21 protein-coding genes are annotated in these 25,085 nt (G+C 66.1%); 13 read left to right on the top strand and 8 right to left on the bottom strand.

Annotated features, from left to right (window positions below):
* Window positions 1-2: 2 nt before the first annotated feature.
* The 3 genes from rplE to rplN are packed head-to-tail and all read right to left on the bottom strand — an operon-like array spanning window position 3 to window position 1,255.
* Window positions 3-566, bottom strand: coding sequence for a 50S ribosomal protein L5 (gene rplE, locus ACIA8C_RS32025; protein ID WP_150404096.1), 564 nt, complete (start codon window positions 564-566; stop codon window positions 3-5).
* Between the two features lies 1 nt (window position 567).
* The gene (rplX, locus tag ACIA8C_RS32020) at window positions 568-885 is read right to left on the bottom strand and encodes a 50S ribosomal protein L24 (protein WP_364736211.1); all 318 of its coding nucleotides are present in this window, start codon (window positions 883-885) and stop codon (window positions 568-570) included.
* Window position 886: 1 nt separating this feature from the next.
* On the bottom strand, window positions 887-1,255 hold the full coding sequence (gene rplN, locus ACIA8C_RS32015; protein WP_396995662.1) for a 50S ribosomal protein L14: 369 nt from the start codon (window positions 1,253-1,255) through the stop codon (window positions 887-889).
* Between the two features lie 334 nt (window positions 1,256-1,589).
* Here rplN and ACIA8C_RS32010 point away from each other — a divergent pair, with 334 nt between their 5' ends.
* The 3 genes from ACIA8C_RS32010 (at window position 1,590) to ACIA8C_RS32000 (ending at window position 6,345) form a co-directional block, all read left to right on the top strand.
* Window positions 1,590-3,632: a M13 family metallopeptidase gene (locus tag ACIA8C_RS32010; RefSeq protein ID WP_397141144.1), complete on the top strand. Its 2,043-nt coding sequence runs from the start codon at window positions 1,590-1,592 to the stop codon at window positions 3,630-3,632.
* 97 nt (window positions 3,633-3,729) lie between these two features.
* Window positions 3,730-5,769: a M13 family metallopeptidase gene (locus ACIA8C_RS32005; protein ID WP_397141142.1), complete on the top strand. Its 2,040-nt coding sequence runs from the start codon at window positions 3,730-3,732 to the stop codon at window positions 5,767-5,769.
* A 117-nt stretch (window positions 5,770-5,886) separates the two neighbouring features.
* Window positions 5,887-6,345 (top strand): nuclear transport factor 2 family protein, encoded by a 459-nt coding sequence (locus ACIA8C_RS32000; RefSeq protein ID WP_397141140.1) that lies wholly within the window; start codon window positions 5,887-5,889, stop codon window positions 6,343-6,345.
* Between the two features lie 10 nt (window positions 6,346-6,355).
* Here the strand turns inward: ACIA8C_RS32000 and ACIA8C_RS31995 are convergent, their stop codons facing one another.
* Window positions 6,356-7,450, bottom strand: a complete 1,095-nt coding sequence (locus ACIA8C_RS31995; RefSeq protein WP_397141138.1) for an MAB_1171c family putative transporter — start codon at window positions 7,448-7,450, stop codon at window positions 6,356-6,358.
* Window positions 7,451-7,496: 46 nt separating this feature from the next.
* The gene (locus ACIA8C_RS31990; protein ID WP_397141270.1) at window positions 7,497-9,275 is read right to left on the bottom strand and encodes an MFS transporter; all 1,779 of its coding nucleotides are present in this window, start codon (window positions 9,273-9,275) and stop codon (window positions 7,497-7,499) included.
* Between the two features lie 169 nt (window positions 9,276-9,444).
* Here ACIA8C_RS31990 and ACIA8C_RS31985 point away from each other — a divergent pair, with 169 nt between their 5' ends.
* Window positions 9,445-10,422 (top strand): ABC transporter substrate-binding protein, encoded by a 978-nt coding sequence (locus ACIA8C_RS31985; protein ID WP_397141136.1) that lies wholly within the window; start codon window positions 9,445-9,447, stop codon window positions 10,420-10,422.
* A 45-nt stretch (window positions 10,423-10,467) separates the two neighbouring features.
* Window positions 10,468-11,850: a SagB family peptide dehydrogenase gene (locus ACIA8C_RS31980; RefSeq protein WP_397141134.1), complete on the top strand. Its 1,383-nt coding sequence runs from the start codon at window positions 10,468-10,470 to the stop codon at window positions 11,848-11,850.
* Here the strand turns inward: ACIA8C_RS31980 and ACIA8C_RS31975 are convergent.
* Complete coding sequence (locus tag ACIA8C_RS31975) at window positions 11,819-12,913, bottom strand: MAB_1171c family putative transporter (RefSeq protein WP_397141132.1); 1,095 nt, start codon at window positions 12,911-12,913, stop codon at window positions 11,819-11,821. The two genes, ACIA8C_RS31980 and ACIA8C_RS31975, sit on opposite strands and share 32 nt — an antisense overlap.
* Before the next feature lie 146 nt (window positions 12,914-13,059).
* A complete protein-coding gene (locus ACIA8C_RS31970; protein ID WP_397141130.1) occupies window positions 13,060-14,136 on the bottom strand; it encodes an MAB_1171c family putative transporter in 1,077 nt (358 codons plus the stop codon).
* A 100-nt stretch (window positions 14,137-14,236) separates the two neighbouring features.
* Between ACIA8C_RS31970 and ACIA8C_RS31965 the strand changes: the two genes are divergently transcribed.
* The 8 genes from ACIA8C_RS31965 to ACIA8C_RS31930 all read left to right on the top strand — a co-directional run bounded on the left by ACIA8C_RS31965 (window position 14,237) and on the right by ACIA8C_RS31930 (window position 22,786).
* Entirely contained in the window at window positions 14,237-14,938 is a 702-nt protein-coding gene (locus ACIA8C_RS31965) for a siderophore-interacting protein (protein WP_397141128.1), read from the top strand.
* Between the two features lie 159 nt (window positions 14,939-15,097).
* The gene (locus ACIA8C_RS31960; protein ID WP_397141126.1) at window positions 15,098-16,489 is read left to right on the top strand and encodes an alpha/beta hydrolase family protein; all 1,392 of its coding nucleotides are present in this window, start codon (window positions 15,098-15,100) and stop codon (window positions 16,487-16,489) included.
* Window positions 16,490-16,765: 276 nt separating this feature from the next.
* Window positions 16,766-16,960 (top strand): hypothetical protein, encoded by a 195-nt coding sequence (locus ACIA8C_RS31955; RefSeq protein ID WP_397141124.1) that lies wholly within the window; start codon window positions 16,766-16,768, stop codon window positions 16,958-16,960.
* Window positions 16,961-16,998: 38 nt separating this feature from the next.
* Window positions 16,999-17,448: a TIGR03667 family PPOX class F420-dependent oxidoreductase gene (locus ACIA8C_RS31950; protein WP_397141122.1), complete on the top strand. Its 450-nt coding sequence runs from the start codon at window positions 16,999-17,001 to the stop codon at window positions 17,446-17,448.
* A 7-nt stretch (window positions 17,449-17,455) separates the two neighbouring features.
* On the top strand, window positions 17,456-18,034 hold the full coding sequence (locus ACIA8C_RS31945; RefSeq protein ID WP_397141120.1) for a putative glycolipid-binding domain-containing protein: 579 nt from the start codon (window positions 17,456-17,458) through the stop codon (window positions 18,032-18,034).
* A 45-nt stretch (window positions 18,035-18,079) separates the two neighbouring features.
* Window positions 18,080-19,009: an RluA family pseudouridine synthase gene (locus ACIA8C_RS31940; protein ID WP_397141118.1), complete on the top strand. Its 930-nt coding sequence runs from the start codon at window positions 18,080-18,082 to the stop codon at window positions 19,007-19,009.
* 207 nt (window positions 19,010-19,216) lie between these two features.
* The gene (locus ACIA8C_RS31935) at window positions 19,217-19,960 is read left to right on the top strand and encodes a lysostaphin resistance A-like protein (protein ID WP_397141116.1); all 744 of its coding nucleotides are present in this window, start codon (window positions 19,217-19,219) and stop codon (window positions 19,958-19,960) included.
* Between the two features lie 234 nt (window positions 19,961-20,194).
* A complete protein-coding gene (locus tag ACIA8C_RS31930; RefSeq protein ID WP_397141114.1) occupies window positions 20,195-22,786 on the top strand; it encodes a hypothetical protein in 2,592 nt (863 codons plus the stop codon).
* Window positions 22,787-22,877: 91 nt separating this feature from the next.
* Here ACIA8C_RS31930 and ACIA8C_RS31925 read toward each other — a convergent pair whose 3' ends face one another.
* Window positions 22,878-25,082, bottom strand: a complete 2,205-nt coding sequence (locus ACIA8C_RS31925) for an MMPL family transporter (protein WP_397141112.1) — start codon at window positions 25,080-25,082, stop codon at window positions 22,878-22,880.
* Window positions 25,083-25,085: the final 3 nt, after the last annotated feature.

The following is a 25,085-nucleotide window of genomic DNA, read 5'->3' as shown; positions in this document are numbered from 1 at the left end:
CGTCAGTTCTCCTTGAACGGGAAGCCGAGGTGCTTGAGCAGGGCGCGGCCCTCTTCGTTGTTCGTCGCGGTGGTCACGACGGTGATGTCCATACCGCGCGGACGGTCGATGGAGTCCACGTCGATCTCGTGGAACATCGACTGCTCGCTGAGGCCGAACGTGTAGTTACCGTTGCCGTCGAACTGCTTCGGCGACAGGCCGCGGAAGTCGCGGATACGGGGCAGCGCGATGGAGACCAGGCGGTCGAGGAACTCCCACATGCGATCGCCACGCAGCGTGACCTTCGCACCGATGGGCATGCCCTCACGCAGCTTGAACTGCGCGATTGACTTGGTCGCCTTGCGGATCTCCGGCTTCTGGCCGGTGATCAGCTCGAGGTCCTTGACCGCACCGTTGATGAGCTTCGCGTCGCGGGCGGCGTCGCCGACACCCATGTTCACGACAACCTTGACCACGCCGGGGATCTGCATCACGTTGGCGTAGTCGAACTCGCTGTTCAGCGCGTCCTTGATCTCGGCCCGGTAGCGCGCCTTCAGGCGCGGCTGGGTCTGCTCAGAGGTAGTCATGTCAGATGTCCTTCCCGTTCTTACGGGAGACCCGGACCCGCTTGCCGCTCTCCTCATCGGTGCGGTAACCGACACGGGTCGGCTTGCCATCGGAATCCACGACCATCACGTTCGAGACCTGGATGGGGGCTTCCTGGGTCACGATGCCACCCGAGGAGGCGCCACGCTGGTTGGTGGAGTTCGCGACGTGCTTCTTGATCCGGTTCACACCCTCGACCAGGATCTTGCCGGTCGCCGGGTAGGCCTGAATGACCTTGCCCTTGGCGCCCTTGTCCTTACCCGAGATGACGAGCACGGTGTCGCCCTTGTGCACCTTCATGTCAGAGCACCTCCGGGGCCAGCGAAACGATCTTCATGAACTTCTTCTCGCGCAGCTCACGGCCGACCGGGCCGAAGATGCGAGTGCCACGCGGATCGTTGTCCGGCTTGATCAGCACGGCCGCGTTCTCGTCGAACTTGATGTACGAACCGTCCGGGCGACGGCGCTCCTTGGTGGTGCGCACGATGACGGCCTTGACGACCTCACCCTTCTTGACGTTGCCACCGGGGACAGCGTCCTTCACGGTAGCGACGATGATGTCGCCGATACCGGCATAGCGACGCGACGAACCACCGAGAACGCGGATGCAAAGGATTTCCTTCGCGCCCGTGTTGTCGGCGACGCGCAGTCGCGACTCCTGCTGAATCACTTCAGCTCCTCCTGGACCTGGATGTATACGCACGCCGGATTGCCGACCCGACGGGCATGGTCAGTTACCCTCCGGACGCGCGCCTGCCAGCGGTTTCCTGGATCCGAATGTGCAACTCGAGAACCAACCACTGGGGGTTCACTGCCGAATTGCGGGCATAGCTCCCGCAGGCAACTGGTCCAGTGTAGGTGAACCCGCAGGTCGTCCCAAATCGGGGTCATGGTCGAGACTCGCGTCACGACGGGCGAGTCATTCCGCGCCACTACTCTCGGACCGAGCAAGATCAGTAAGGAGAAGCACCGTTCGGCTCGACCGTACCGAAAAGGGGATGCTCTTGAGCTCGTCCGCCCGTCTCGATCGCCGCGCCTTCCTGCTCGCCCTCGCGGCAGTGCCCGCCGCGGCGACGTTGGCCTCCTGCTCCCAGGATTCGCAATCCTCGGATATCCGGCTCACCGGTGTCGATCTGGCCGGGTCGAACCCGGCGATCCGGCCGCAGGACGACCTCTACCGACACGTCAACGGGACGTGGTTGGCGCAGTATCGGCTGCCGCCGGACAAGTCTTCGTTCGGGTCCTTCGATGAGGCGAACGATCGCACCGAGCAGCAGTTGCGCGGCATCGTCGAGGGCATCCGCGATCCGAAGGCGGGCTCGACCGAGCAGCAGATCCGCGATCTCTATGACGCGAGGCTCGACCGCAACGCGATCGAGCGGCTCGGCATGACGCCGGTCGCCGATCTGCTCGCCGCGATCGACGGCGCGAAGACCAAGGCGGAGCTGGCTCGGGTGATGGGCGCACTGCCGATCTCGGGGCTGATCGGGCTCCAGGTCGTGGTCGACCAGAAGAACTCCGCCAACTACATCGCCCAGGTCAGTCAGTCCGGCATCGACACCAATCTGGACGAGCAGTATTACCGCAAGCCCGAGTACGCCGAGCAGATCTCGGCCTACCGGACCTATCTCGAGCACGTGGCCGCGGGCGCCGGCCTCGCCGATCCGGCAGGCACCGCGCAGCGGGTGCTCGACCTGGAGACCAAGATCGCCGCGGGCTATTGGGACAGTGTCCGCGATCGCGATCCGGACACCACCTACAACCCGCTCGGCTGGGCCGAATTGGTCAAGCTCGCACCGCAATTCGACTGGGATCCCTGGCTGGCGGGTAGCACCGACCGGCCCAAGCAACTCTTCGACAACGTGGTCGTCCGGCAGCCCTCGTTCGTCACGACCGCAGGCCAGTTGTGGGCCGACGTCCCGATCGAACAGTGGCAGGAGTACCTGCGCGTCGGTGTCGTGAAGGAGTTCGCGCAATACCTGCCCAAGGCGATCTCGGACGCGTCCTTCGAGTTCGTCGACAAGGCGCTGCAGGGGCGCGACGAGCGCCAAGAGCCGTGGAAGGACGGGCTCGACACGGTCGACGCGAACCTCGGCGAGCCGTTCGGCAAACTCTATGTGGCCAAACACTTTCCGGCGTCCGCCAAGGATCGTGCCAAGGCTCTCGTCGCCGATCTGATGGCCGCGTATCGGCAGGACTTCACCAACTCCTCGTGGATGTCGCCGCCGACCAGGACCGCCGCCCTCGCGAAGCTCGACAAGATCGTCGCGAAGATCGGGTACCCGGACAAATGGATCGACTACTCCGGGGTGCGGATCACCAAGGGCAAGCTGGTCGAATCCGTGCGCGCCGTAAGGGTTTTCGAGATCGCCCGCGCCTTCAACAAGCTCGGCACGCCGGTTGACAAGACCGAATGGGGCTTCCCGCCGCAGACGGTGAACGCCATGTACGACCCGAACGCCAACCAGATCACCTTCCCCGCCGCCATCTTGCAGGCGCCGTTCTTCGACGCCGACGCCGTGCCCGCGGTGAACTTCGGCGGCATCGGCGCGGTCATCGGCCACGAGATCGGGCACGGTTTCGACGATCAGGGCGCCAAGTACGACGGCGACGGCAACCGGCGCGACTGGTGGACCCCCGAGGACACCGCCGCGTTCGAAGCCAAGACCAAGCAGCTCATCGAGCAATACAACGCGCTGACACCCGAGGGCCTCGAGCCGAGCAAGCACGTGAACGGCGCGTTGACCGTCGGCGAGAACCTCGCCGACCTGCGCGGACTGCAGATCGCGCTGGCCGCGTATCGCGCCGCCGCCGAGCGCGACGGCAAGCAGCCCGACCTCGCGACGGTGTTCCTGTCCTGGGCCAGGATCTGGCGGCAGCAGTCGACCACGCAGCGGAAGGAAATGCTGCTCGCCAGGGACGTGCACTCGCCCAACGAGTTTCGCGCTAACCAGGTGGTCCGCAATATCGCCGAGTACTACACCACGTTCGGCGTCGTGGCGGGCGACAAGCTGTTCCTGGCACCGGACCAGCGCGTCACGCTGTGAGATGGACCGCCGGGTAGCGCCGGCGGCGGGTAGCCTCGGGCGAACTAATCGCGCCTGACGAGGATGCGGTGTGGCCGCATCGGGAGAGGAAATCCTCGTGACACGTCTCGGACAGCTGGACCGTCGTGCCTTCCTGATCGCACTCGGGGTGGTGCCCGCCGCTGCCGCGCTGGCGTCCTGCTCGAGCGACACCAAAGAGGCGAGCAAACCGCTCACCGGCGTCGACATGGGTGGTGCGGACGAGGCGATTCGGCCGCAAGACGACCTGTACCGGCATGTCAACGGGAAGTGGTTGCGCGACTACCAGTTGCCGCCGGACAAGACGTCCTACGGTTCGACGAGTGAGGCGGCCGAACGCACCGAGCAGCAGTTGCGCGAGATCATCGACAGCATCAAGGATCCGAAGCCGGGCTCGGAGGAGCAGCAGATCCGAGATCTGTTCGACGCAAGGGTGGATTGGGACGAGATCGAACGGCTCGGCATGACGCCGCTTGCCGAACTGTTCGGCAAGATCGATGGCGCGGCGACCAAGGCGGACCTGGCCAAGGTGATGGCCGAGCTGCCGATCGGGGGCTTGATCGGCATCGGTGTCGGCACCGACCGGAAGAACTCGAACGCCTACATTCCCTCGGTCGGGCAGTCCGGACTCGGCCTCGGCGAGCAGTACTACCGGAAGCCCGAATACGCCGACGTGCTCGCCCAGTATCGAACCTTCTTGGGGCGCATCGCCGCCGGCGCGGGGCTGCCCGATCCGGAGGGCTCGGCGCAGCGGGTGTTCGACCTGGAGAAGCGAATCGCGCCCGCCCACTGGGACAACGTGCGCACCCGCGATACCGACGCGACCTACAACGTGTTCAGCTGGGCCGATATGACCGCTCTCGCACCGGGATTCGACTGGGACCCGTGGATGGCCGGGAACACCGACCGGCCGCGTTCACTGTTCGAGACGATGGTGGTGGGCGAGCCGTCCTTCATCACGGCGGCCGGTCAGCTGTGGACCGCGGTCGACATCGCTACGTGGCGTGACTATCTCAAGCTCAGCGTGCTCCGGGAGTTCGCGCCGTACCTGCCAAAAGCCATCAACGACGCGAATTTCGAGTTCAAGGGCAAGGTGCTCAACGGGCAGGAGGAGCGCCCGGACAGGTGGAAGTACGGGGTCGGGATCGTCGACGACAAACTGGGCGAGCAGCTCGGAAAAGTCTACGTGGACAAGTACTTTCCGCCCGAGGCCAAGCAGCGCGCCAAGGAGATGCTCGACGATGTGATCGCCGCGTATCGGGAGAACTTCACCAACTCGACGTGGATGTCCCCGGCGACCAGGACGGCGTCGATCGCCAAGCTGGACAAGATCGATCCCAAGATCGGTTATCCGGACAAGTGGGTCGACTACTCGAAGATGAAGATCACCAGGGGCAAGCTGATCGAATCACTGCTTTCCATCAACACTTTCGAGTCCAAGCGGGCGTTTGCCCGGCTCGGCACCCCGGTCGACAAGTCCGAATGGGGGATGTCGCCGCAGACGGTGAACGCCTACTACTCGGCGAACACCAACCAGATCGTGTTCCCGGCCGCGTACCTGCAGCCGCCGTTTTTCGACAAGGACGCGCAGCCTGCCGTCAACTTCGGCGCCGTCGGCGCGACCATCGGCCACGAGATCGGTCACGGGTTCGACGACCAGGGCTCCAAATACGACGGTGACGGCAACCGGAACGACTGGTGGACGCCGGCGGATCGAGCCGCGTTCGACGCCAAGACCAAGCAGCTCATCGATCAGTTCAACGTGCTGGTGCCCGAGGGTCTCGACCCGAGCCAGCACATCAATGGCGAGCTCACCGTCGGCGAGAACCTCGCCGACCTGCGGGGCCTGCAGATCACCCTGGCCGCCTTCCGAATCGCGGAGAAGCGCCGTGGCGTCGACAACCCCGACTACAAAACCTTCTTCCTGTCCTGGGCCCGCAGCTGGCGGGAAAAGCAGACCAAGGCACTCACCGTCCGCTATCTCACCGTCGACACCCACTCCCCCGCCGAGTTCCGCTGCAATCAGGTGGTCCGCAATCTGGAGGAGTTCTACCGCACGTTCGACGTGAAGGAAGGCGACAAACTCTTCATGCCGCAGGACCAGCGCGTCACCTTCTGATCCCCGCGCACCCCTTGATTTCCCGCACGCGATTCGGTGTGCGGGAAACCAGGATGCCCCGACAACGGTGTCCGTTTAACGCCAGTCCCATACGTCGAGGCTGCGCACACTGGGCACATGACGCGATCCACCACCGATCCGATGACCGTCTTGACCGCCATGTACGCCGCCGAGGCGGAGTACATGGCGGCAGGCGGGCCGGGTAGCGCCTCGTTCGACCTGCTCGCCCCGTTCTTCGCCCCCGACATGGTGCTGCACCAAGCCGCAGGCCTGCCCTATGGCGGGACCTGGCGCGGGCACGACGGCATGGAACAGTTCTTCCTCGCGATGGCCCGCACCTGGGAATCCTTCGACCTGATGGAACAGACGTTCCTGGCAACCGGCGACATCATGGTGGTGCACACCGCGGTCCACGCGCGCGCCCGCGCGACCGGCCGCGAACTCACTTTCCCTATCCTGCAAACGATTACGATCACCGGCGGCCGGATTTCCGAAGTGCATCCGTTCTATTGGGACACGGCGGCTATCGCGGAGGCCTGTACCGCGTCGGCTGTCGATCAAGGCGCGTCGCTCTAGCAAGGCCGCGTCAGAGTTCGTGGCGGTCCCGGGTCGCGGCAGCGCGGGCACGGGGCCATACGCGGGCCAGCGCGAGGAAGTTGTGTAGTTCGGTGCCGCGGTCCTCGGCGGGTGGCTGAATCGCGTAGCGAGGGTGCATAGTTCGGGTGGACGCGTCTGTACCGCGCTCTTTCAGTTCGGCGGCTTCGGCGATACGCAGGGCGTAAGCGCTGATGGTGCGGGTGTGGGTAGCACCGGTATCGGGAGCGAACTGTCGCAGATGCAAGAGCGCGTCGCCGATTTCGACGGTCATCCGGTATAGACGTTCGGCGGAGCTCTGGCGCCCGACAGGCAGGACCACCCCCGGGACAACACTGGTGAGATCCCGCCACAGCGGGTGCAGACGGCGGCACTGCCGGCCTTGCCGATCCAGGCCCGTCCGCACAGCCAGGGCTCGCATCAATGGAATCGCCAGTAATCCGGCCAGCAGAGTCATGGTGAGCAGGGACCCGACAGCCCATATCGTTCCCGGGTTTCCGGTGACAACGCCGGATACGTCACGTAACCCCGCGTAGATCGAGCAGGCCATTGAATACATGCCGACCAAGAACAGGGCGGAATAGGTCAGCTTCTCCCGCAAAGACGTAGTGGCGGTACGGAGTTCACTGATACAGGCGTACATGAGCAGCATCCCGATCCAGGTGATCAGCACACCGATCGCCGCCCACAGAACTCGTTCCCAGTCGAAGACGCTGTGCAGCCGCAGTCCCGCCTCCTCGGCCAGCGCGCAAACCAGCACTATGAGGACAACGACCGCGGCGGACGCGTCGTAGTTGCGCTGGCGGCTGCGAACCAGCTTCGGATCGGCACCGCCGAACAAGGCGACAAATCCGTAACAGCTCGACAATGCGAGCAGGCCAACGCCCATGAACAACCGCTGGCCGAACTCCGGACGACCCAGGACGGCGGCGAGCGCGTAAGCCAGAATGGATCCGATATTCCAGCTCGACGCGCGGTTGATCAGCTGGTCGACAGCAGAGTCGTTGACGAACAGCCACCGGCCGACGGTGATCAGTCCGACGAACGCGACGATCACGGTGGTGAGCACGGGCGGCGCGGAATGCACCGGCTACACGATATCCCCCGACCGGCCTGCTTGCCAGGCGTGCGGATCAGTGTGCGGGCACGGGTGCCGCCTGTGCGAGTTCATCGGCCTCGGCCAGTTCGGACTGCTCGTCGTGCACGTACTTGTTGCCCGCGAAGAACGAGGCGGCCGCCGCAAGGAACATCATGATCGCGGCGGAGACGAAGACGACGACAAGGCCGGTGTGGAACGGGCCGGTCAGCAAGTGCGGGAAGAACTCCTGGCCGGTGAGGGTGTCGGCGTTGACCCCGGGTTTGGCCAATTCGCCTGTCGGACCGAGCAATTCCTGGATCGGGTTGTAGCCGAGGAACGCCGCGAACATGCTTGCCACCGGAGGCAGACCGGCGACCTCGGCGGCGGCTCCGGCGGAGACCCCCTGGGCGCGCAGGCCCGCGTCCAGCGCCGACGGCAGGCTGGCGGCGAGGCCGACGACCATGAGGGAGAAGAAGATTCCCATGGACAGCGCGTTGCCGCCGTTGAACAGCGTGCCGCGCATGCCGGAGGCCGCGCCACGCTGCGCGGCGGGCACGCTGGACATGATCGCCGCGGTGTTGGGTGAGAAGAACAGTCCGCTGCCGATGCCGTTGAGCAGGATGATCGCGGCGAACACCCAGTAGTTGAAGTCCACCGGCACGACAAGCAGCAGGATGAAGGTGACCCCCGCGATCAGCGCACCGCCGGTGGTGAACAGACGCGAACCGTAGCGGTCCGACAGCCAGCCCGAGAGTGGCCCTGCCGCAAGGAATCCCACCGTCAGTGGCAACAGGTAGATACCCGCCCACAGCGGCGTCGACTCGAAGCTGAAGCCGTGCAACGGCAACCAGATGCCCTGCAACCAGATGATCAGCATGAACTGCATGCCGCCGCGGCCGATCGACACCATGAGGTTGCTGAAGTTGCCGAGCCCGAAGGCCCGGTTGCGGAACAGGGCGAGATGGAACATCGGGTCGTCGACCTTGCTCTCCACCACGCAGAACACCCCGAGCAGCGCGATACCGCCGATCACCGCGCCGAGCACCCAGGGACTGGACCAGCCGGTGGCGTGGCCGCCGTAGGGCTGAATGCCGTAGGTGATGCCGGTGAGCAGCGCGGTGAGCCCGAGCCCGAAGGTGATCGTGCCCGCCCAGTCGACCTTGCCCACCGACCGGATGCCGACCTCGTGCAGCGAACGGTACGACCAGAACGCGCCGAGCAGTCCGATCGGGACGCTGACCCAGAACACCGCGCGCCAATCCCATTCCGACAACACGCCACCGATGAGCAGGCCGAGGAACGAGCCGGCGACCGCCGCGACCATGTTGATCCCGAGCGCGGTGCCGCGCTGCTTCGCGGGGAAGGCGTCGGTGAGGATGGCGGTGGCGTTCGCGGTCAGCATCGCGCCGCCGACGCCTTGGATGACGCGCCAGATGATGATCCACATGGCGCCCGCGCCGCCGTGGAACGGATCGAAGGACAGCGCGAGCGCGCAGAAGGCGAAGACGGCAAAGCCCAAGTTGTACACGCGAACTCGGCCGAAGAGGTCGCCGAGCCTGCCGAACATGACAACGAGCACCGCCGTCGCGAGCAGGTAGCCCATCAACATCCACAGCAGGTATCCGACGTTGCCCGCGTCGAGCGGGTTCAGGCCGACACCGCGGAAGATCGCGGGCAGCGAGATCAGCACGATGGACGAGTTGATCGCGGTGAGCAGCACCCCGAGCGTGGTGTTGGTCAGCACGATCCACTTGTAGCGCGGGTGGTCCCGGTCGTAGCGCAGCCTGCGGCGGATAGTGCTGACCTCGCCAAGATCGAGATCGGTGGATGGCATCGTCACGGCGTCCCCTCGCGAATGGTTATCTCCGCAAACTATATAGTTAGCGGATCTAACCATCAAGAGGGGCTGATCACATGGCGGACTAGATAGGTTAGCCTTGGCTGAATTACGCTGCCGGTATCTCGATCAGTCGGCGGGCACGTCCTTGAAGGGGGGCCAACTGATGGAGTCTGTTCGGATGCCGCGCCGGGTGAGAGCGGCGGTGGCCGCCATCGCCGCCGCGCTGACACTGGGCCTGGCCGCCTGCGGTTCGTCGAGCGACGACGCAGGCTCCGGCGACGAGCCGGTCACCATCACCCACGCGCGTGGCTCGACCACGGTGACCGGAACACCCACAAAGATCGTCGTCCTCGGCAATCAGTGGCTCGACACCGTGTTGGCACTCGGCGTGACGCCGATCGGGTACGTGGACAACGTCGCAACGGTGTCCAAGAGCACACCGCCATGGGAACCGAAAACGCTGGAGACCGCGAAGGCCCTGAACCCCGTTGGCAATGTGGCGGAACAGGTTGCGGCGCTGGAGCCGGACCTCATCCTCGCCGATCCATTCGTCGCCGATCAGAAGACCTATGACGAGCTCTCCAAGGTCGCCCCGACGCTGCCCGCGCTCAGCAACGACGCGGTAGCGCCTTGGCAGGATCTGGTGACCACCCTCGGCAAAGTGCTGCACAAAGAAGACGCCGCCACGAAGGTCATCGCCGACGTCGACAAGAAGATCGACGCGATCGGCCAGGCCAACCCGGGGTTGACGGGCAAGACCTTCGCCACCACCTGGTTGGCGAGCGCCACCCAGCTCATGGTGGTCACCGATCCGAACGACAACTCCAGCAAGCTGTTCACGAAGTTGGGCATGGGCATTCCGAAGGACCTCACCGACCTTCCCGCCAACCAGGGGCGGGTGGCGCTGTCGCCGGAACGAGCCGACAAGCTCACCGCTGACCTGCTGCTCGCGGGTTACTCCCCCGGCTTGGACGAAAAGTACCGGCAGCTGCCCGGATACGCCGATCTGCCCGCGGTGCGGAAGGGCGCGGTGGTGTTTCTCACCACCCAGGAGATCAGCGCGATCAACCAGCCGACCGCGCTGTCGGTGCCGTACATGCTCGACAAACTGGCGCCGGCCTTCGCCACCGCGGCGAAATAGCCAGCGCTGCCACCACATCGGATCGACAAGCGGAGGTCAGCGGTTTTGTCCGCCGTCACATATCCCGACCAGACCAGGTACGCACTGCGTGCGGGCGTCACCTGCCTGACCACGCCCGCAGGAGCGCTGCTGCTCGATCCGCCGCGCAACGAGAAGCTGTCCGGACTCGGCAGCGGCCAGTTGCAGGCGCTGCGGACACTGAACCAGGGGCCTGCCACGGTGTCCGAACTGTCCGCCGGATCGGGCACCGAGGACGTCGCCGGGCTGATGGACCGGCTCACCGACGGCGGCTGGCTGTCGGTGACCGTGCGCGACGGCGGCCGCAACCTGTACAGCATCCGGCCGTTCGGGCAGCCACCGGCGCGCCCGGCGACCAGGCTTCCGTGGCGCGCGACGCTGTCGAAATTCGCGGTGCTGCACCGGGACTCGGACGGTTTCGTGCTCGAGCACCCGCTGTCGTGGTGCGACGTGCGGATCCATGACCCCAGGCTGCTTTCCCTGCTCGACGGTTTCGGCGCGGCCGAGTCGCCGCTGGCCGTCTCGATCAAGTCGCAGCTGGCGGCCGATCTGCACTGGTGCGGATTCCTCGTCGCAGATCCGGAAGAAGAGGAGCATGACTTCGCCACCCGCAGCTGGAGCGCCGTCGACCTGTGGTTTCACCGCCGCAGCACGCTCGGCGAGCGCACCGTGACCTGGGATCACTTCGGCCCGACGAAGTGGGCGAAGGACAGTTTCCCGCAGCCACCCGCGCGCAAGCCCAACTACCTGGGCGAACCGGTCTCGCTCGCGACGCCCGACCTCGCCGCACTGCGCGCCACCGACCCGACCTTGACTGCGGTGCTGGAGGATCGGCAATCCACCCGCGCGTTCGATGACGCCAACCCGATCACCTGTGACCAACTGGGCGAACTGCTGTATCGGACGGCCCGCACCCGCGGTGTCCGAAGTGCCGGTCCCGGTGAGGAACTGGCCTCACGGCCCTACCCGTCGGGCGGCAGCGTCTACGAACTCGAGCTCTATCCGATCGTGCGGCACGTCGCCGGACTCGCACCGGGCATGTACCACTACGACTCGTTTGACCATGTGCTGCGTCCGGTCGCCGACCCGGATTCGCCTGCGGTGCAACGGCTTCTGCGCGCCACCTCGGCGACCCTGGCGGAGGGCGGCGAACCGCAACTGGTGCTGCTGCTCGCCGCGCGGTCGGGGCGTGTCATGTGGACCTACGAGCAGGTGGCGTACGCCAGCATCTTGAAGCACGTCGGCGTGGTCACGCAGACCGTGTATCTCGCGGCGACCGCGATGGGACTCGGCGCGTGTGCCCAGGGCTTCAGCGATACCGCCGCCTTCGCCGCCGCGGCAGACGTAGACGAGCTGGCCGAATGCGCGGTCGGCAGCATCATCGTCGGCTCACCTGCGCACGGCCGCTGACCAGATCGCGCGCCTTCGGCCAGTGGCGCGCCAGGTCGAGCAGGTAACCGAGCTCGGAGGTCAGGTCGCGCGCGGATATCTGCTGAAAGTGCGACGGCGGTGCACCCAGCGGCGCGATTCCCCGCTCCCGGGCGCGCGCCGCGCGGGCGATCTGCGTGGCGTAGGTCTCGACGGACGACCCGGGCACGTCCTCGACCGACAGATGCGGTCTGAGGTGCAGCAACGCGTCTCTGATCTCCACGGCCATCCGGTACAGCCGCGACTCGGAATCCCGGCCGAGTCCTACCCCCGCGGGCAGCACGACCTCAGGTACCGCCGCGGTGAGGTCCCGCCACAGCGGCTCCAACCTACGCAGGTTTCGCCCGGTCCGATCCCATCCGGCACGCGCGAGGATCACCTGCGCGAGCGGTACTGCCGTCACGAACGCGACCAGCATGCAGAACAGGCACGACACCAAACTCCACTCGATCGAGATGGTGCCGGGCGCCTTGCCGTCGAAAGCCCGCACCACCGTGAGACCGGCGCCAATAAACCATCCCGTGGCCAGCACGAGCAGGCCGAGGTACGGAACCTGCTTCAGCAACGAGGCCTCGACCCGGATATCTCGCAGGCAGGCCCGCGTGATGTGCACTCCGGCCACAAGCAGCGGCACATTGAACACGGTCCAACTGAGCACTGCCCGCACCCAAAAGCCTGCTCCGCCACTACCTTCCGGCGCGCCGAAGAGCACAACCGTGGTGCCGGCGAGCGCCGCCGCGACGTTGTAGATCCGCTGCCGATCGTGGGCAGTGGCGGGGTCGGCGCCGACGAAAAGCTTTGCCAGACCGTACAAATTGGCGGTGGCCAGCACCGAGCAGAACAGGAAGAACTGAACCGCCAACGCTTCGTGACCGGCGGCGACGACGCTGTACTGCGTCACCGCGCCGACCGAAACCCACAAAATCGCACGATTGACCAGCCGTGCGGTCGGCGTGCTGTCGATGAGAATCCATCGAGCCAGCGTGACCCCGCACAGCACCGCTATCGCCGCGATGACGACCCACATCGGCGCAGGCGCTGTCACCGGCGCGGTCCGGACGGACACGGTGCGCCGAAAGTGTCGATAGGCACCCGCGGGGACATCGACACCTCCATATCCGTGCAAGCGATCAGCGGGAGCCGATCCTACGGTATCGACCTGACCACGATGGACGCCCGAAGTGGCACGGATCAGCCAACCTTGGCGTCCCATGAAGCCGCGGCGCGAGCCGTTGGCCAGGCCCGAGCCAGCGCGAGCAAGCTCCAGAGTTCGGTGTCGTGACCGTGTGCCGGTGGCAACACGACCGATCGCGGTTGGTCGTCCACCACGGTGAGGGGACCACCAGCGGCCTTGGTCCGGGCCGCATGAGCGATCAGGAGGGCATAGTCACTGACGTCTGCCCTGGTTCGAACCTCATGTTCGGTGACCAGATCGGGTGCGTATTGGCGAAGGTGCAACAGCGCGTCTCGGATCTCCACCGTCATGCGATAGAGGCGTGCGGCGGATCCCGGACCAGCTGACTGGTCCTGGCCAAGCACCACCTCCGGCACCATGGCCGTGAGGTCCTGCCACAGCGGCCGTAGCCGGCGGCAAGCCCGCCCATTCTGGTCCCAACCCGTCCGGGCCAGTACCGCGATGATCAACGGGACTGCGATCAATGCGGCAAGAATGACGAAGGACGCAAAGGCAATCGCGATCCATGCCAACCCTGGATTCTGCGGAGCGGTCCCATTTTCGACTCGCACGATCATGACGACCGAGGAGAGCGACCAATACAGGGAGACGGCTAGCAGACCGAGATACGCCAGCCTTTCGGCGCCGGTAAGGCCCGCGGTTCGCAGCTCACGAACGCATGCCCGCGCAATCAGCGTGCCCGAGACCATCGGAGCCACGGTCGAGGTGATCCACACGACGCCGAGCCACTCCGGGGGGCCGGTCAGCACCACGATCGCGGCCACGGCGGCAATCGCGTCGTACCGGTGTTGCCGCCTGGAAACGTGTGTGGTGCCGCCGCCGACAGCTCTGGCGAAGCCGTAGAGGTTGGCGTAAATCAGCAGACCGCAGCCGAGGAATACCCGTTGCGCCAAGTCGTCCATACCGAGCGCCGCGGCCGATCCGTAGAGAGCTGTAGCGCCGAAATACCAACTCAGTGCGCGATTGATCAGGCTGTCGGTGACCGAGTCGTTCACTAGGAACCAGCGACCGACGACGATCGCGGCAGTGAGAACGGCGACTGAAAGCACCAGCCAGAACGGTATCGCGGTCATCGCTGTCGACTGTAGAACCGACCATCGGAGTCATTCCGCTTACCGTTTGTGGCGTAGGACACACGGTGTCACCAAGTATCCTTAGGCTAGCCTTACCCACATGGGTAGAGGATTCGAAGGCTTGTTGCTGAAGGCGTGGCGCGCCGAGGACTATCGCCTCACCGTCACCTCTACCGAGACCGTCACGGACAAGTTCGTACGGCTCGGCTTCGCCGCCGGGGGGCTATTGGCCGACCATCCCGTTCATCCGACACAGTGGGTTCGCCTGTGGATCCCGAACGGCGACAAGGAACATCAGCGCGGTTACACCCTGGTCGATCCGGATCCAGCAGCCGACCGCTTCTGGATCGAGTTCGCGATACACAACGGCCCCGCCGCCGAGTGGGCGCGAAATGCCACTGTCGGTGCCGAGATCGACGCGTCGGTGTTGGGTTCGGACTTCCAGTTGCCGGAGGAGATGCCGAGCGAGTTCATCGTCTTCGGTGACACCGCCTCACTGCCCGCGATCAACTCGCTGCTCGACGCGATCGGCGACACACCGGCGCGGGTGTGGCTGGAATGGCAGTACGAGTCCGACACCACGCTTCCGGTGCGCAACAGGCCGCACCACCAGGTCACCTGGGTGCAGCGCGTCGACGACGGCAGGCTGCTGCGTGAGCAGGCGCACGAGATCTCCTGCGCGAAGGACGCTTACGGCTGGGTTGCCTGCGACGGCCACACCACGCGATCGATCGTGAAGGCACTCAAGACCACTCACGGACTGCCCAAGACCGCGGTCAAGTCCCGCGCTTATTGGCGGTAGTCCGCCTTTCGGCGGGGTCCGGCTCATCCTGCGGGATGAGCCGGATCGCGACCTGCTGTCGACGCGCGAGGACCCGCTGGTCCGCCAGGCTGGTAGTCGGATTCCAGACCGCTCGCGCAACAGCTGCGTGACCCGGTGCCGAAGCGGAGGTCAACCGGCATGTCGATCCTGGATGCGGTGCTCGCGTTGGCCGCGCTCGCGTTCGCGGTGACGGCCGTCGCCGGTCGGCTCGTCGCGCGCCGGATCGGGGTTGTGGTGCTGCCCGCGCTGATTGCCGGGTGCCTGGCACAGTGGCTGATCGAGGGGTTCTACGGGCAGTTCGCGCCGACCTACCTGCTGCTCTGCGCGGCAACCGGACTGGTTGTCTGGCAGGCGAAATGGCGTGGTGGCAGCTGGCCGACGACGGTTGCCCGGGTCGGCGTCGGACTACTTGTGCTACCGGCCGCGCTCGCCTGGTCGCTTGTTCCCGTACCCGAACTGCCGCGACCGACCGGCCACTATGCGGTGGGCACCGAGACCTTCCGGATGGTCGATCCGAATCGGCTTGAGCCAGCAACGGATTCGCCGAGCGACCATCGCAATGTCGTTGTGCAGGCGTGGTATCCGGCCGATCCAGCGGTGCGTGGCGAGCACTCGGCGTATCTCGACGGGCAGGATCGACTGCCGGACCGGGTCACCGTGTTGCCGAAGGCGTTGCTGCGTGGGTACGCCCGCATCGATACGCACGGGCGACGCGACGTGCCGGTCAGTCCCGATCGGGTGCGCTGGCCCGTGGTGCTGTTTTCCCCCGGATACGGTGCGCCACGCGCCTTTTACACCGGGCTGATCACCGATCTGGCCAGCCGCGGGTACGTCGTGCTCGCCATCGATCACCCGTATGAGGCGGCGGTCACCGAGCTCGCCGACGGCTCCATCGCGACCCCGCACGAACGTTTCCTCGATGACGACCCGGACCAATCCCGCTATATGAGTGGGCAACTCGACGTGCGCGCCGCCGATCTGCGCTTCGTGGTCGACCAGCTCGATCGGCCGGGCACCATGGGGCCACGGCTGTCCGGTCACCTGGACACCGAACATATTGCCGCCGTTGGGCATTCATTCGGCGGCGCCACCGCGGTTGCCGCACTCGCGAACGATGCGCGGATCAAGGCGGCCGCGAACATCGACGGCACCCTGTACGGCACGTTGCCTGAGCAGTCACTGACCAAGCCGTTCCTCTTGCTGGAAAGCGACCACGCGGAAACGGGACACTCGGCGCAGTATCTGGACGGTAATCGCGCGTTACTCGAACGACTGAAGGCGGGCGGCTCCCGCTACGAGATCAGCGAGGCCAATCACTACAGCTTCACCGACGTGCCACGGTTCCTCGCCGACCCAGCCAGATTCCTGGCGGCCCAACTGATGGGCGGCTCCCGGGGGCCACGGGAAACCCAGCGCGCGACCAACGACCTGCTGACCGCGTTCCTGCGGGAGCCGCTCGGCGGCGGCCACGGCGATATCGGCGCGGCGGCCGCACGGTACCGGGATATCGACGGCGGCCCCGTGCGCTAAACGGGCCCGCTCACCGGCTCCAGCCGCCATACGCTGACACGGGAGCAGATGTCCATTTAATCCGCTTTTTCAGAAACGCTTACGTTTTATCGCCGAATTGATTGTCGCACTGCGTCCTTGTTCCGGACATCTGCGAAAACAGCGCAGTATCCGGATCTTTCGGCCGCCCGTCGTCCGGCGGAATGCTCCGTGAACGACCGTCCAACCTGGCCCGATAGCACAGAGACCTGGCTAGCTTCTTCGTCACACGGAAATAACACGTTGGGAGTCGCGAATATGTTTGTTGCACAGGTCATTTCCACAATCGCGCGTTGCTCGATCGATCCGGGCGAGCTGACACCGGAGCAGGCGCACCGCGCCATGCAGGTGCATTTGAATTGCAGCGTGGACGGGTGCCGGGTACGCCGTCGCGCGCGCCGGACGCTGGTCGAGGCGCGGCGGATGGTGCTCGACGAGCGGGCAACGCCGTAGCGCGGAATCCTCGCGACCGTTGTGGTGTTGTTCCTCACATGACCACAACGGCATCCGACCGATCCGCGCCCGTCGTCGACCCGAGCACCGCGTTCGGCGCCACCGTCACCGAGCGTCTCGACAAGGAACCCGTGATCTGGCTGACCACCGTCGGCTCGACCGGGACCCCGCAACCCAACCCGGTGTGGTTCCAGTGGCGGGACAACGAGTTCCTACTGTTCAGCAAGCCCGACCAGGCCAAGCTGCGCAATCTCGTGCGCAATCCGCGCGTTTCGCTGAATTTCAACAGCACCGAATGGGGCAGTGCGGTCGCGGTGTTCACGGGCACCGCGCGCATCGATGACGCGCCCCCCTCGGCCGACGAAATCGCCACGTACACAGCGAAATACGTCGATGGACTGAAGGACATCAAGATGACCGCCGAGGAATTCTTCGCCGAATACTCCACGGTCGTCCGGATCCGCCCAGATCGCCTGCGCGGCTTCTGAATCCGCGATGATGGCGCCACCACCACCGACTGCCGCCTGGCAGCATGAGGGCGCGCGCACCGGTTTCGAGATCGCCTACTTCAAGGTGACCGAGACCGGTGTGCGGATCGATGGGTGCACCACGGCGGTCGAAGACGGTGCGGTTTGGGCGGTCGACTACCAGATCATCCTCGACCCGTCGTGGCACACCCGGCGAGCCGTGGTCGCGACTCGTCAACGCGGCGGCTGGCACACGGTGCAACTGAACTCCGACGGCGCGGGCAACTGGACGGTCGACGGCGTGCCGAACCCCGCGCTGACCGGTTGCCTCGACGTCGATCTGGCGGCCTCGGCACTGACCAACGCGTTCCCGGTGCATCGGCTCCGGCTGACCGTCGACACCACGGCGGACGCGCCTGCGGCGTATGTGCGCGCCGTCGGTCTCGAGGTGACCCGGCTCGAGCAGAGCTACCACCGAATCGACGATGACGGTCCGCACCAGCGATTCGATTACACCGCACCGCAGTTCGATTTCACCAGCACGCTCACCTATGACGAGTCGGGCTTCGTCCTCGATTACCCGGGCATCGCGCGGCGCGCACACTAGCCCGAGGTCGACCGGCGAAATGGCCGACGACTAGGGTCGATGCCGATGAGAAGGCGGCAGAAACCGCCGTTGCCCAAGCGGCACGGCCTGGACCCGGCCCGGCTCCGGCTGCCGGAGGACGGTGTCTGGGCGACGATTCGCGACCATCTGGTCGAGCGGCTCCCCCGGGTGGATCCGGCCCGCATCGATGAGCTGCTGCGCGAGGGCGGGATCGTCGATCTCGACGGTCCGATCGCGCCGGACGCGCCCTATGTGCCAGGCGGTGCCGTGTGGTTTCACCGCGACCTGCCCATCGAGACGCCGGTGCCGTTCGACATCACCATCGTGCATCGCGACGCCGACCTGCTCGTCGTGGACAAGCCGCACTTCCTCGCGACCATCCCGCGCGGGCAGCACATTCTGCAGACCGCGCTGGTGCGACTGCGCCGGGAACTGGACCTGCCGGAGCTGATTCCGGCGCATCGGCTGGATCGGGTGACGGCGGGCCTGGTGCTTTTCATCATCAACCCGGCGCGGCGCGGGGCGTATCAGACGATGTTCCACAAGCGCACGGTGCGTAAGGAATACGAGGCGATCGCGCCGTTCGATCCCGCGCTGACCCTGCCGCGCGTGGTGCGCAGCCGGATCGTGAAGGAAAAGCAGGTGCTCGCGGCGCAGGAGGTCGACGGCGAGCCCAATGCCGAGACCTCGATCGAGCTGCTGGAGCATCGCGATGGGCTCGGGCGGTATCGACTGCGACCGGTGACCGGACGGACCCATCAGCTGCGGCTACATATGAGCAGCCTTGGCATCCCGATTCTCGGCGACGACTTCTATCCCGTGATCACCGACAAGCCCGTGCACGATTTCACCCGCCCGCTGCAGCTACTCGCGGCGTCGCTCGAGTTCACCGATCCGATCAGCCACCAGCCCCGCCGCTTCGACACCACCCGCAAGCTGCAGGCGTGGACCGATCCCGCTGGGTGGGCCGGCTGACGGCGCTGGAGGTCAGCCGGCCCATGCGCCCGCCGTGGGGCTCAGACCACGCCGGGCGCGGCTCCCGGAACTGAAACAGGTTCCAGTCAGAGTAACCCGCGCGACGCGACACCACAGCGAGACCCATATATCTGACGGATTCGGGTAGGCCGACAGCAAATGACCGATCGAGCGGCGGCCCCGGCAGCCATCCGTACACTGGGCGGGATGCTCGCACAGGACCTCGAGGAAGCGGCTCCGCCCCGCCGCAGATTGCATGCGTGGGCCGATGTGGCCGTGGTTGTCGTCGTCCTGGCGGGAACCAACCTGATCGCGCACTTCACCACCGCCTGGGCCAGCATTGTGACCGTGCCCGTGGCCGCCGTCGTGCTGCTCGCGATGATGCGCAGGCGCGGACTGCACTGGCACGAGCTCGGTCTCTCGCCGCGATACTGGCGGCGCGGGACGCTCTACGCACTCGGCGCGGTCGGCGTCGTGCTCGCCGCGGTCGCCATCGGCGCGATCTTGCCGATCACCCGCCCGTTCTTCATGGCCGATCGCTACGCCACCATCTCCGGGGCGCTGATTGCCTCGATGATCGTGATTCCGTTGCAGACGGTGATTCCGGAGGAGCTGGCGTTCCGCGGGGTGCTGCACGGCACGCTCGATCGGGTCTACGGGGCGCGCGGGGTCTTCGCGGCGGGATCGCTGCTTTTCGGACTCTGGCATATCGCCTCCTCGCTCGGATTGACCAGTGGTAATCGTGGCCTTTCCGGGTTTGTCGGCGGCGGTGTCGCCGGTCAGCTCATCGGGATTGCGCTCGCGGTGGTCGCGACCGCGGGGGCTGGCGTCGTGTTCACCTGGTTGCGGCGGCGCAGCGGGAGTTTGCTTGCGCCGATAGCGCTGCACTGGTCCGTGAATGGCGCGGGCGCCCTGGCAGCGGCCATTGTTTGGCATACAACTTTGTCCTGAGCCCGTCGAAATCGAGCACGGCCCAGCGGAATTCCCGCCGTACCGGGTCGGCTTTCTGAAGCATTGCCGACGGCGTGTTGCTCGAATCGGCGTGTCACAAGATCAGCGGAGATATTCGCACTGGTTTTCGAGCGTCGGCATTGACCTCGGCCGGTGGCCGGTTTAGCCTCATTGCGATCACACATACGTTCGAGCAAGTAGGTCTGCTGACGATCTGCTCCGGGAAGGCTCGCGATGCGCGACGAACAATCCACCGGTAGTTCCGAGATCGCCGCGTTGGCGCAGCGGGTCGAGACGGCTCGCGGAAAACTGCCGCTGCAGCACGACGCCGCGCTGTTCGAGGTGTTGTCCGAGGGCGAAATCGGGGCGGAACGCGAACTCGCGGAATGGGTTCGGGCGCAGCGGCGCAAGCAGCGGCGCCGGGCGGTCGAAGCAGAACTGGCCGCCGAGAAGCGAGACCGGCGCAGCGTGGCCAACATTCGGCGCGCCGACGAGGCGGACGAGCGGTGGCATCGCAAGGCGCTTGCCGCGCGGCGACGGGTATCGAGCGAGGATGCGCGGCTGGCCCAGCTGTATCGGCGCGCCGAATGGTCGTCGCGGGCGCTGATCGCCGTCGTCGTGCTCGGCATGGTGTGGGCCGGGGTGAACGTGCAGCACAACCTGGTGCCGAGCGGGGACATGACCGACCCGCTGTACTGGTTGAGCTACGGGATCGAGGCGATGATCTCGATCCCGATCATCACCATCATGGTCGCCGCGACCACCGCCGCCCGCTGGGGTCGCGAGCTCGCGCGCGGCAAGGTGGTGTTCTTCGAGACCGCGCTGCTCGGCACCACCATCGCGCTGAACGCGGGGCCGCACCTGGCCTCGGGTTCGTTCGGACGCGCCGCGGAATACGCGATCGCGCCCGTCATGGTCGGCGTCGTGATCTGGTTGCACGCCTGGGTTTCCGCGCGGTACGCGCTGCTCATCGACGGGGCGCCGGTGCTGGATCGGGATGCGACGATAGTCCGGCATCGGGTCAGCGACCGGGATGCTCGGGTCGGGCTTACCGTCGACGCGCCGGATGATCGTCGCTGGTTGCTCAGCGGAGTGGATCCCTATGCGGCGACGACCACTGTTGGGCTGCCCGGCGCGGTGGGAGACGTCGACAGGCTGTCGGATCGACTTCCCATCGACCATGCGGAGCCGGTCACCGCGCCGTCGACCAATGAGTATGCGGTGCGGTCGTTCTCGGCCGACGCGGCCCATCCGCTGGCCCAGGACACTCTCCCCTCGACGAACGGGCATCGCGTGCAGGCTTCTTCGGCCAGCACCGCCCATCAACCGACCGACGCGCCCAACGACACTCGACCGGCAACCAACGGACCTGCCGTGCAGGCATCCTCGGCCGACACCGCCCACCAACCGACCGACGCGCCCAACGACACTCGACCGGCAACCAACGGACACGCCGTGCAGGCGCGCTCGGCCGACACCGCGCACCGACTGACCGACGACTACGACTCGCGGCCGACGACCAATGGGCCTGCCGTGCAGGAGGTTCCGGCTGGCTCGGTCGACCGACTGCCCGGTGCGCCCGTCGAAGACTCGCGACCGTCCACCAACGGGCACGCCGTGCGGTCGTCCTCGGCGGAAACTGCCCACCCGCTGACCGACGCACCTGACGTCCACGACTCACACCCGGTGACCAACGGACATGCCGTGCAAGAAGTTTCGGCTGACAATCAGCACCAGTCGTCGCCCCAGGCACCCGAGTCCATCGACGGCGCAGTCGCGATACCGTTCTCGGCCATCAACGGCCACCCGCTGGCCGTTGAACCGAGCGACCCGCATTCTGCCGGACCGGTCGCCAACGCGCACTCCTCGACCAACGGTCACGCTGTCGCCAACGGACACGCGGTGACGGACGGACACTCGGCGATGACGAATGGTCATGCGGCAACCAACGGATACACCGTTGGCGACGACACCTCGCCGACCAATGGCCGGCCGGTCAACGGGTTCGATCGCAGCACGCCGACCAATGGCGACAACGCACAAACCAACGGCCACGAGGTCCACGGCGGCCGAGTCGCACCGACCAACGGCCACGCGGTGACGAACGGACACGGTCTCGCCGGCGGCGGCCGATTGCCGATCAACGGCCAGCCGGTCAACGGGACCAACCGCACACCGGCCAACGGCGACACGACGCAAACCAACGGACACGCCGGGCTCAACGGGCATGCCATGCAGCTATTTCCGGTGAACGACATCCCGCGTGAACGCACCGATCCTGACACCGTCGCTCCGGCCTCCGAAACAACCACCGACGCCCATCGCGGCGACGAGCCAGAAGAGCCTCACACTGGTGACCCCATTCGTAAGGCCGCCGCAACGATCGCCGACACCGTCGCCCAGTCGATCTCGGGTGAGTCCGCTTCTCGCGCCAACCCAGCCCGCCGCAAGCCGGCCGCGCCCAGCGTCGCCGAAACCGAGGTCGAACAACTCGTCTTCGACGAGAACCCAGAGCCGCCGCGTCCCGCCCTGCGCACCGAGCCTGCCAGCATCGTCGCCCGCCCGCCGGTCGAGGTGGAGCCGGAGCTGGTGGACGACGAGGACGAGATCGATGAGGACGACGAAATCACCGCTCTCGCACACGAGATCACCCGTCGCGGAATGTCGAATCTTTCGGTCGAGCAACTCACGCAGATCTTTCGGCTTGCCGACGAATCCTGGCTGACTCCTGGCATCGCCAACGAGGTCGGCGTCTCCCGTGCCGCCGTGGCCCGGGCGGTCGAGGCGGGGATCAAGGTCCGCCGACCCTACGCCATCAGCGGCTGACTTTCACGAACCACCGCTCGACCAGCAAGGCCCCCGGACAGCGAAACGGGCTGTCCTCCAGTAATTCTGGAGGACAGCCCGTTCGTCTTACTTACCGCCGTTCACCGGTGTTCGGCCAACCCCCGCCGGGCGCACCACTTGGCACGGTCAGCGTGCGATCGTCTCGCGCGGGGTAGCGCGACTCGCCCCGCTCGGGCGACCCGGACTTCTCGTCACCGTGCCCCGGCCACCAGGCTCGATGCCCGAGCAGCGCCGTCAGCGCCGGGGTGAAGAACATCGCCATCACGAACGCGGCGATCGCGATGCCGACCGAGATGGCGAATCCCATCTGCGAGAGCACATTGTTGCCCGCCAACATCATCGAGGCGAAGGTCCCGGCCAGGATCAAGCCCGCCGCCGCGACCGTCGGGCCCGTGTGCCGCAGCGCAAGTGCCGCAGCCTGTTTCGGCTCGTGCCCCGCGCGCGCCTCTTCCCGCAATCGCGCCACCATCAGGATGTTGTAGTCGGTGCCGAGCGCGACCACGAACAGGTACATGATCACCGGCAGCGTGAAGATCAGCCCGGATTCACCCTGAATGTGCTGGAACACCAGCACCGCGGCGCCGAGCGTCGCGGCGAACCCGAGGAACACCGACGCCATCAGATACCACGGCGCGACCAGGCTGCGCAGCAGCAGGGCGAGCACGATCATGATCAAAATGGCGGCCACCGGGAACACGATGGCGTAATCGTGGTTCATCGCGGCCTGGAAGTCCACGAAGACCGCCGTCATGCCGCCGACCGCCGCGGTTGTGCCGGCCGGCGCCGCCGCGTGCGCGGCATCCCGCAGCGGACTGCGGACCGTCTCGATCGCCGCGTCCGATTCGGGAGCGGAGGTGAGCGTCACTTGGAAGTTGGCCGTGGCCTTGTCCGCGGACAACAGCGGCTCGGCCACCTGGCCCACGCCGGGCACCGCGGTCAGCGCCGCACGGTAGGACGTGAGCTGATCGCTGGTCAGCGCGCCTTCGGTCGATCGAAGCAGCACGTCCGAGGGCTGAGTGGCACCGGCGGGCATGCCCTTGAGCAATTCCTTGTTGTAGACCACCGATTCGGACGAACTCGAGGTCGAGCCCGAACTCAGATCGAAGGTCGGATTGAACCCGACGGCCACGATGCCGAGCGCGACGAGCACGCCACCGGCGACCACGGCGAACACCGCGGGCCGACGCCCCAGCGCGGCGCCCAGCGCGCCGAATCGGGCACCCTTCGGCTCCGACTGCCACGCCTTGGACGGCCAGAACACCTTGGTACCCAACAGCGAAACGACGGCGGGGACCAACGTCAGCCCGGCCAGCAGCGCCACCGCGACCGCGATCGCCAGAGCCGGACCCAGCGCCCGGAACATGCCGAGGGTGGACAGGGTCAGCGCCATGAACGCGATGATCACCGCGGCTGCCGCGGAGGTGATGGCCTCGCCGACTCGGGTGACGGCACTGACCATCGCGGTCTTCGGGTCCTCCCCCGCACGCAGCCGTTCCCGATAGCGGAACATCAGGAACAGGATGTAGTCGGTGCCGACGCCGAACAGCACCACCAGCAGGATGGCGTTCACCGAACTGTCGATCTCGAGGTCGAAAGCCTTGGCCACCATGGCGATCAGTCCGGTCACCACACTGGAGACCGCGCCGATGGTGACGATCGGCAGCAGCGCGATCACCGGGCTGCGGAAGATGATCAGCAACAGCACCAGGATCAAGATGATCGTCGCGGCGCCGATGATGGCCATGCCCTTGTTGCTCGACTCAACCTGATCCAGCATCTGTGCTGCCTGACCGGTGATGCCCGCCTTCAGGTCGGTGTTCTGCACCTGCGCCTTCAGCTCGCTGCGCAGTGCCTTGACCGCGTCGCTCTGCGTCGTGTCACTCGCGCTGGTTATCTTCGTCAGCTGCACCGCGATCACCTGGATCAGCCGGTTCTCCGACGGTGGGATCGCCTGTAATCCGGTGACATCCTTGATTTTCGCGTCGGTGAGCTTCGCGCCGATCGACGCGACCGAGGCCACGTCTCCGTCGCTCAGCGGCGCGCCGTCGGCACGCGCGACAACGATCAGCGCCGCGGGCGCCGCGCTTTGCGGAAATGCCTTCTGCTGCATATCGAGTGCCTGAATGGACTCGTAATGCGAAGGCAGGAAGTCGGATTGGTCGGTGGTCGAGGTGAGTTGCGGCGCCGTAGCCACCACACCGACGATGATGAGCAGCCACAGGCCGATCACCTTCCACGGATGGTGCACGACCAACTGCCCGAGTCGAGCAAACATGGG

This window comes from Nocardia sp. NPDC051321, assembly GCF_044455225.1.
Lineage (GTDB): Bacteria > Actinomycetota > Actinomycetes > Mycobacteriales > Mycobacteriaceae > Nocardia.
Note: the sequence above shows the minus strand (reverse complement) of the source record. Positions and strands in the feature narration are given on the sequence as shown.

Excerpts from the sequence above, each read along its gene's own strand:
- rplE (WP_150404096.1), bottom strand. The coding sequence starts at position 566 with ATGACTACCTCTGAGCAGACCCAGCCGCGCCTGAAGGCGCGCTACCGG.
- rplX (WP_364736211.1), bottom strand. The coding sequence starts at position 885 with ATGAAGGTGCACAAGGGCGACACCGTGCTCGTCATCTCGGGTAAGGAC.
- ACIA8C_RS32000 (WP_397141140.1), top strand. The coding sequence starts at position 5,887 with ATGACGCGATCCACCACCGATCCGATGACCGTCTTGACCGCCATGTAC.
- ACIA8C_RS31990 (WP_397141270.1), bottom strand. The coding sequence starts at position 9,275 with ATGCCATCCACCGATCTCGATCTTGGCGAGGTCAGCACTATCCGCCGC.
- ACIA8C_RS31985 (WP_397141136.1), top strand. The coding sequence starts at position 9,445 with ATGGAGTCTGTTCGGATGCCGCGCCGGGTGAGAGCGGCGGTGGCCGCC.
- ACIA8C_RS31970 (WP_397141130.1), bottom strand. The coding sequence starts at position 14,136 with ATGACCGCGATACCGTTCTGGCTGGTGCTTTCAGTCGCCGTTCTCACT.
- ACIA8C_RS31965 (WP_397141128.1), top strand. The coding sequence starts at position 14,237 with ATGGGTAGAGGATTCGAAGGCTTGTTGCTGAAGGCGTGGCGCGCCGAG.
- ACIA8C_RS31960 (WP_397141126.1), top strand. The coding sequence starts at position 15,098 with ATGTCGATCCTGGATGCGGTGCTCGCGTTGGCCGCGCTCGCGTTCGCG.
- ACIA8C_RS31955 (WP_397141124.1), top strand. The coding sequence starts at position 16,766 with ATGTTTGTTGCACAGGTCATTTCCACAATCGCGCGTTGCTCGATCGAT.
- ACIA8C_RS31950 (WP_397141122.1), top strand. The coding sequence starts at position 16,999 with ATGACCACAACGGCATCCGACCGATCCGCGCCCGTCGTCGACCCGAGC.
- ACIA8C_RS31945 (WP_397141120.1), top strand. The coding sequence starts at position 17,456 with ATGATGGCGCCACCACCACCGACTGCCGCCTGGCAGCATGAGGGCGCG.
- ACIA8C_RS31940 (WP_397141118.1), top strand. The coding sequence starts at position 18,080 with ATGAGAAGGCGGCAGAAACCGCCGTTGCCCAAGCGGCACGGCCTGGAC.
- ACIA8C_RS31935 (WP_397141116.1), top strand. The coding sequence starts at position 19,217 with ATGCTCGCACAGGACCTCGAGGAAGCGGCTCCGCCCCGCCGCAGATTG.
- ACIA8C_RS31930 (WP_397141114.1), top strand. The coding sequence starts at position 20,195 with ATGCGCGACGAACAATCCACCGGTAGTTCCGAGATCGCCGCGTTGGCG.
- ACIA8C_RS31925 (WP_397141112.1), bottom strand. The coding sequence starts at position 25,082 with ATGTTTGCTCGACTCGGGCAGTTGGTCGTGCACCATCCGTGGAAGGTG.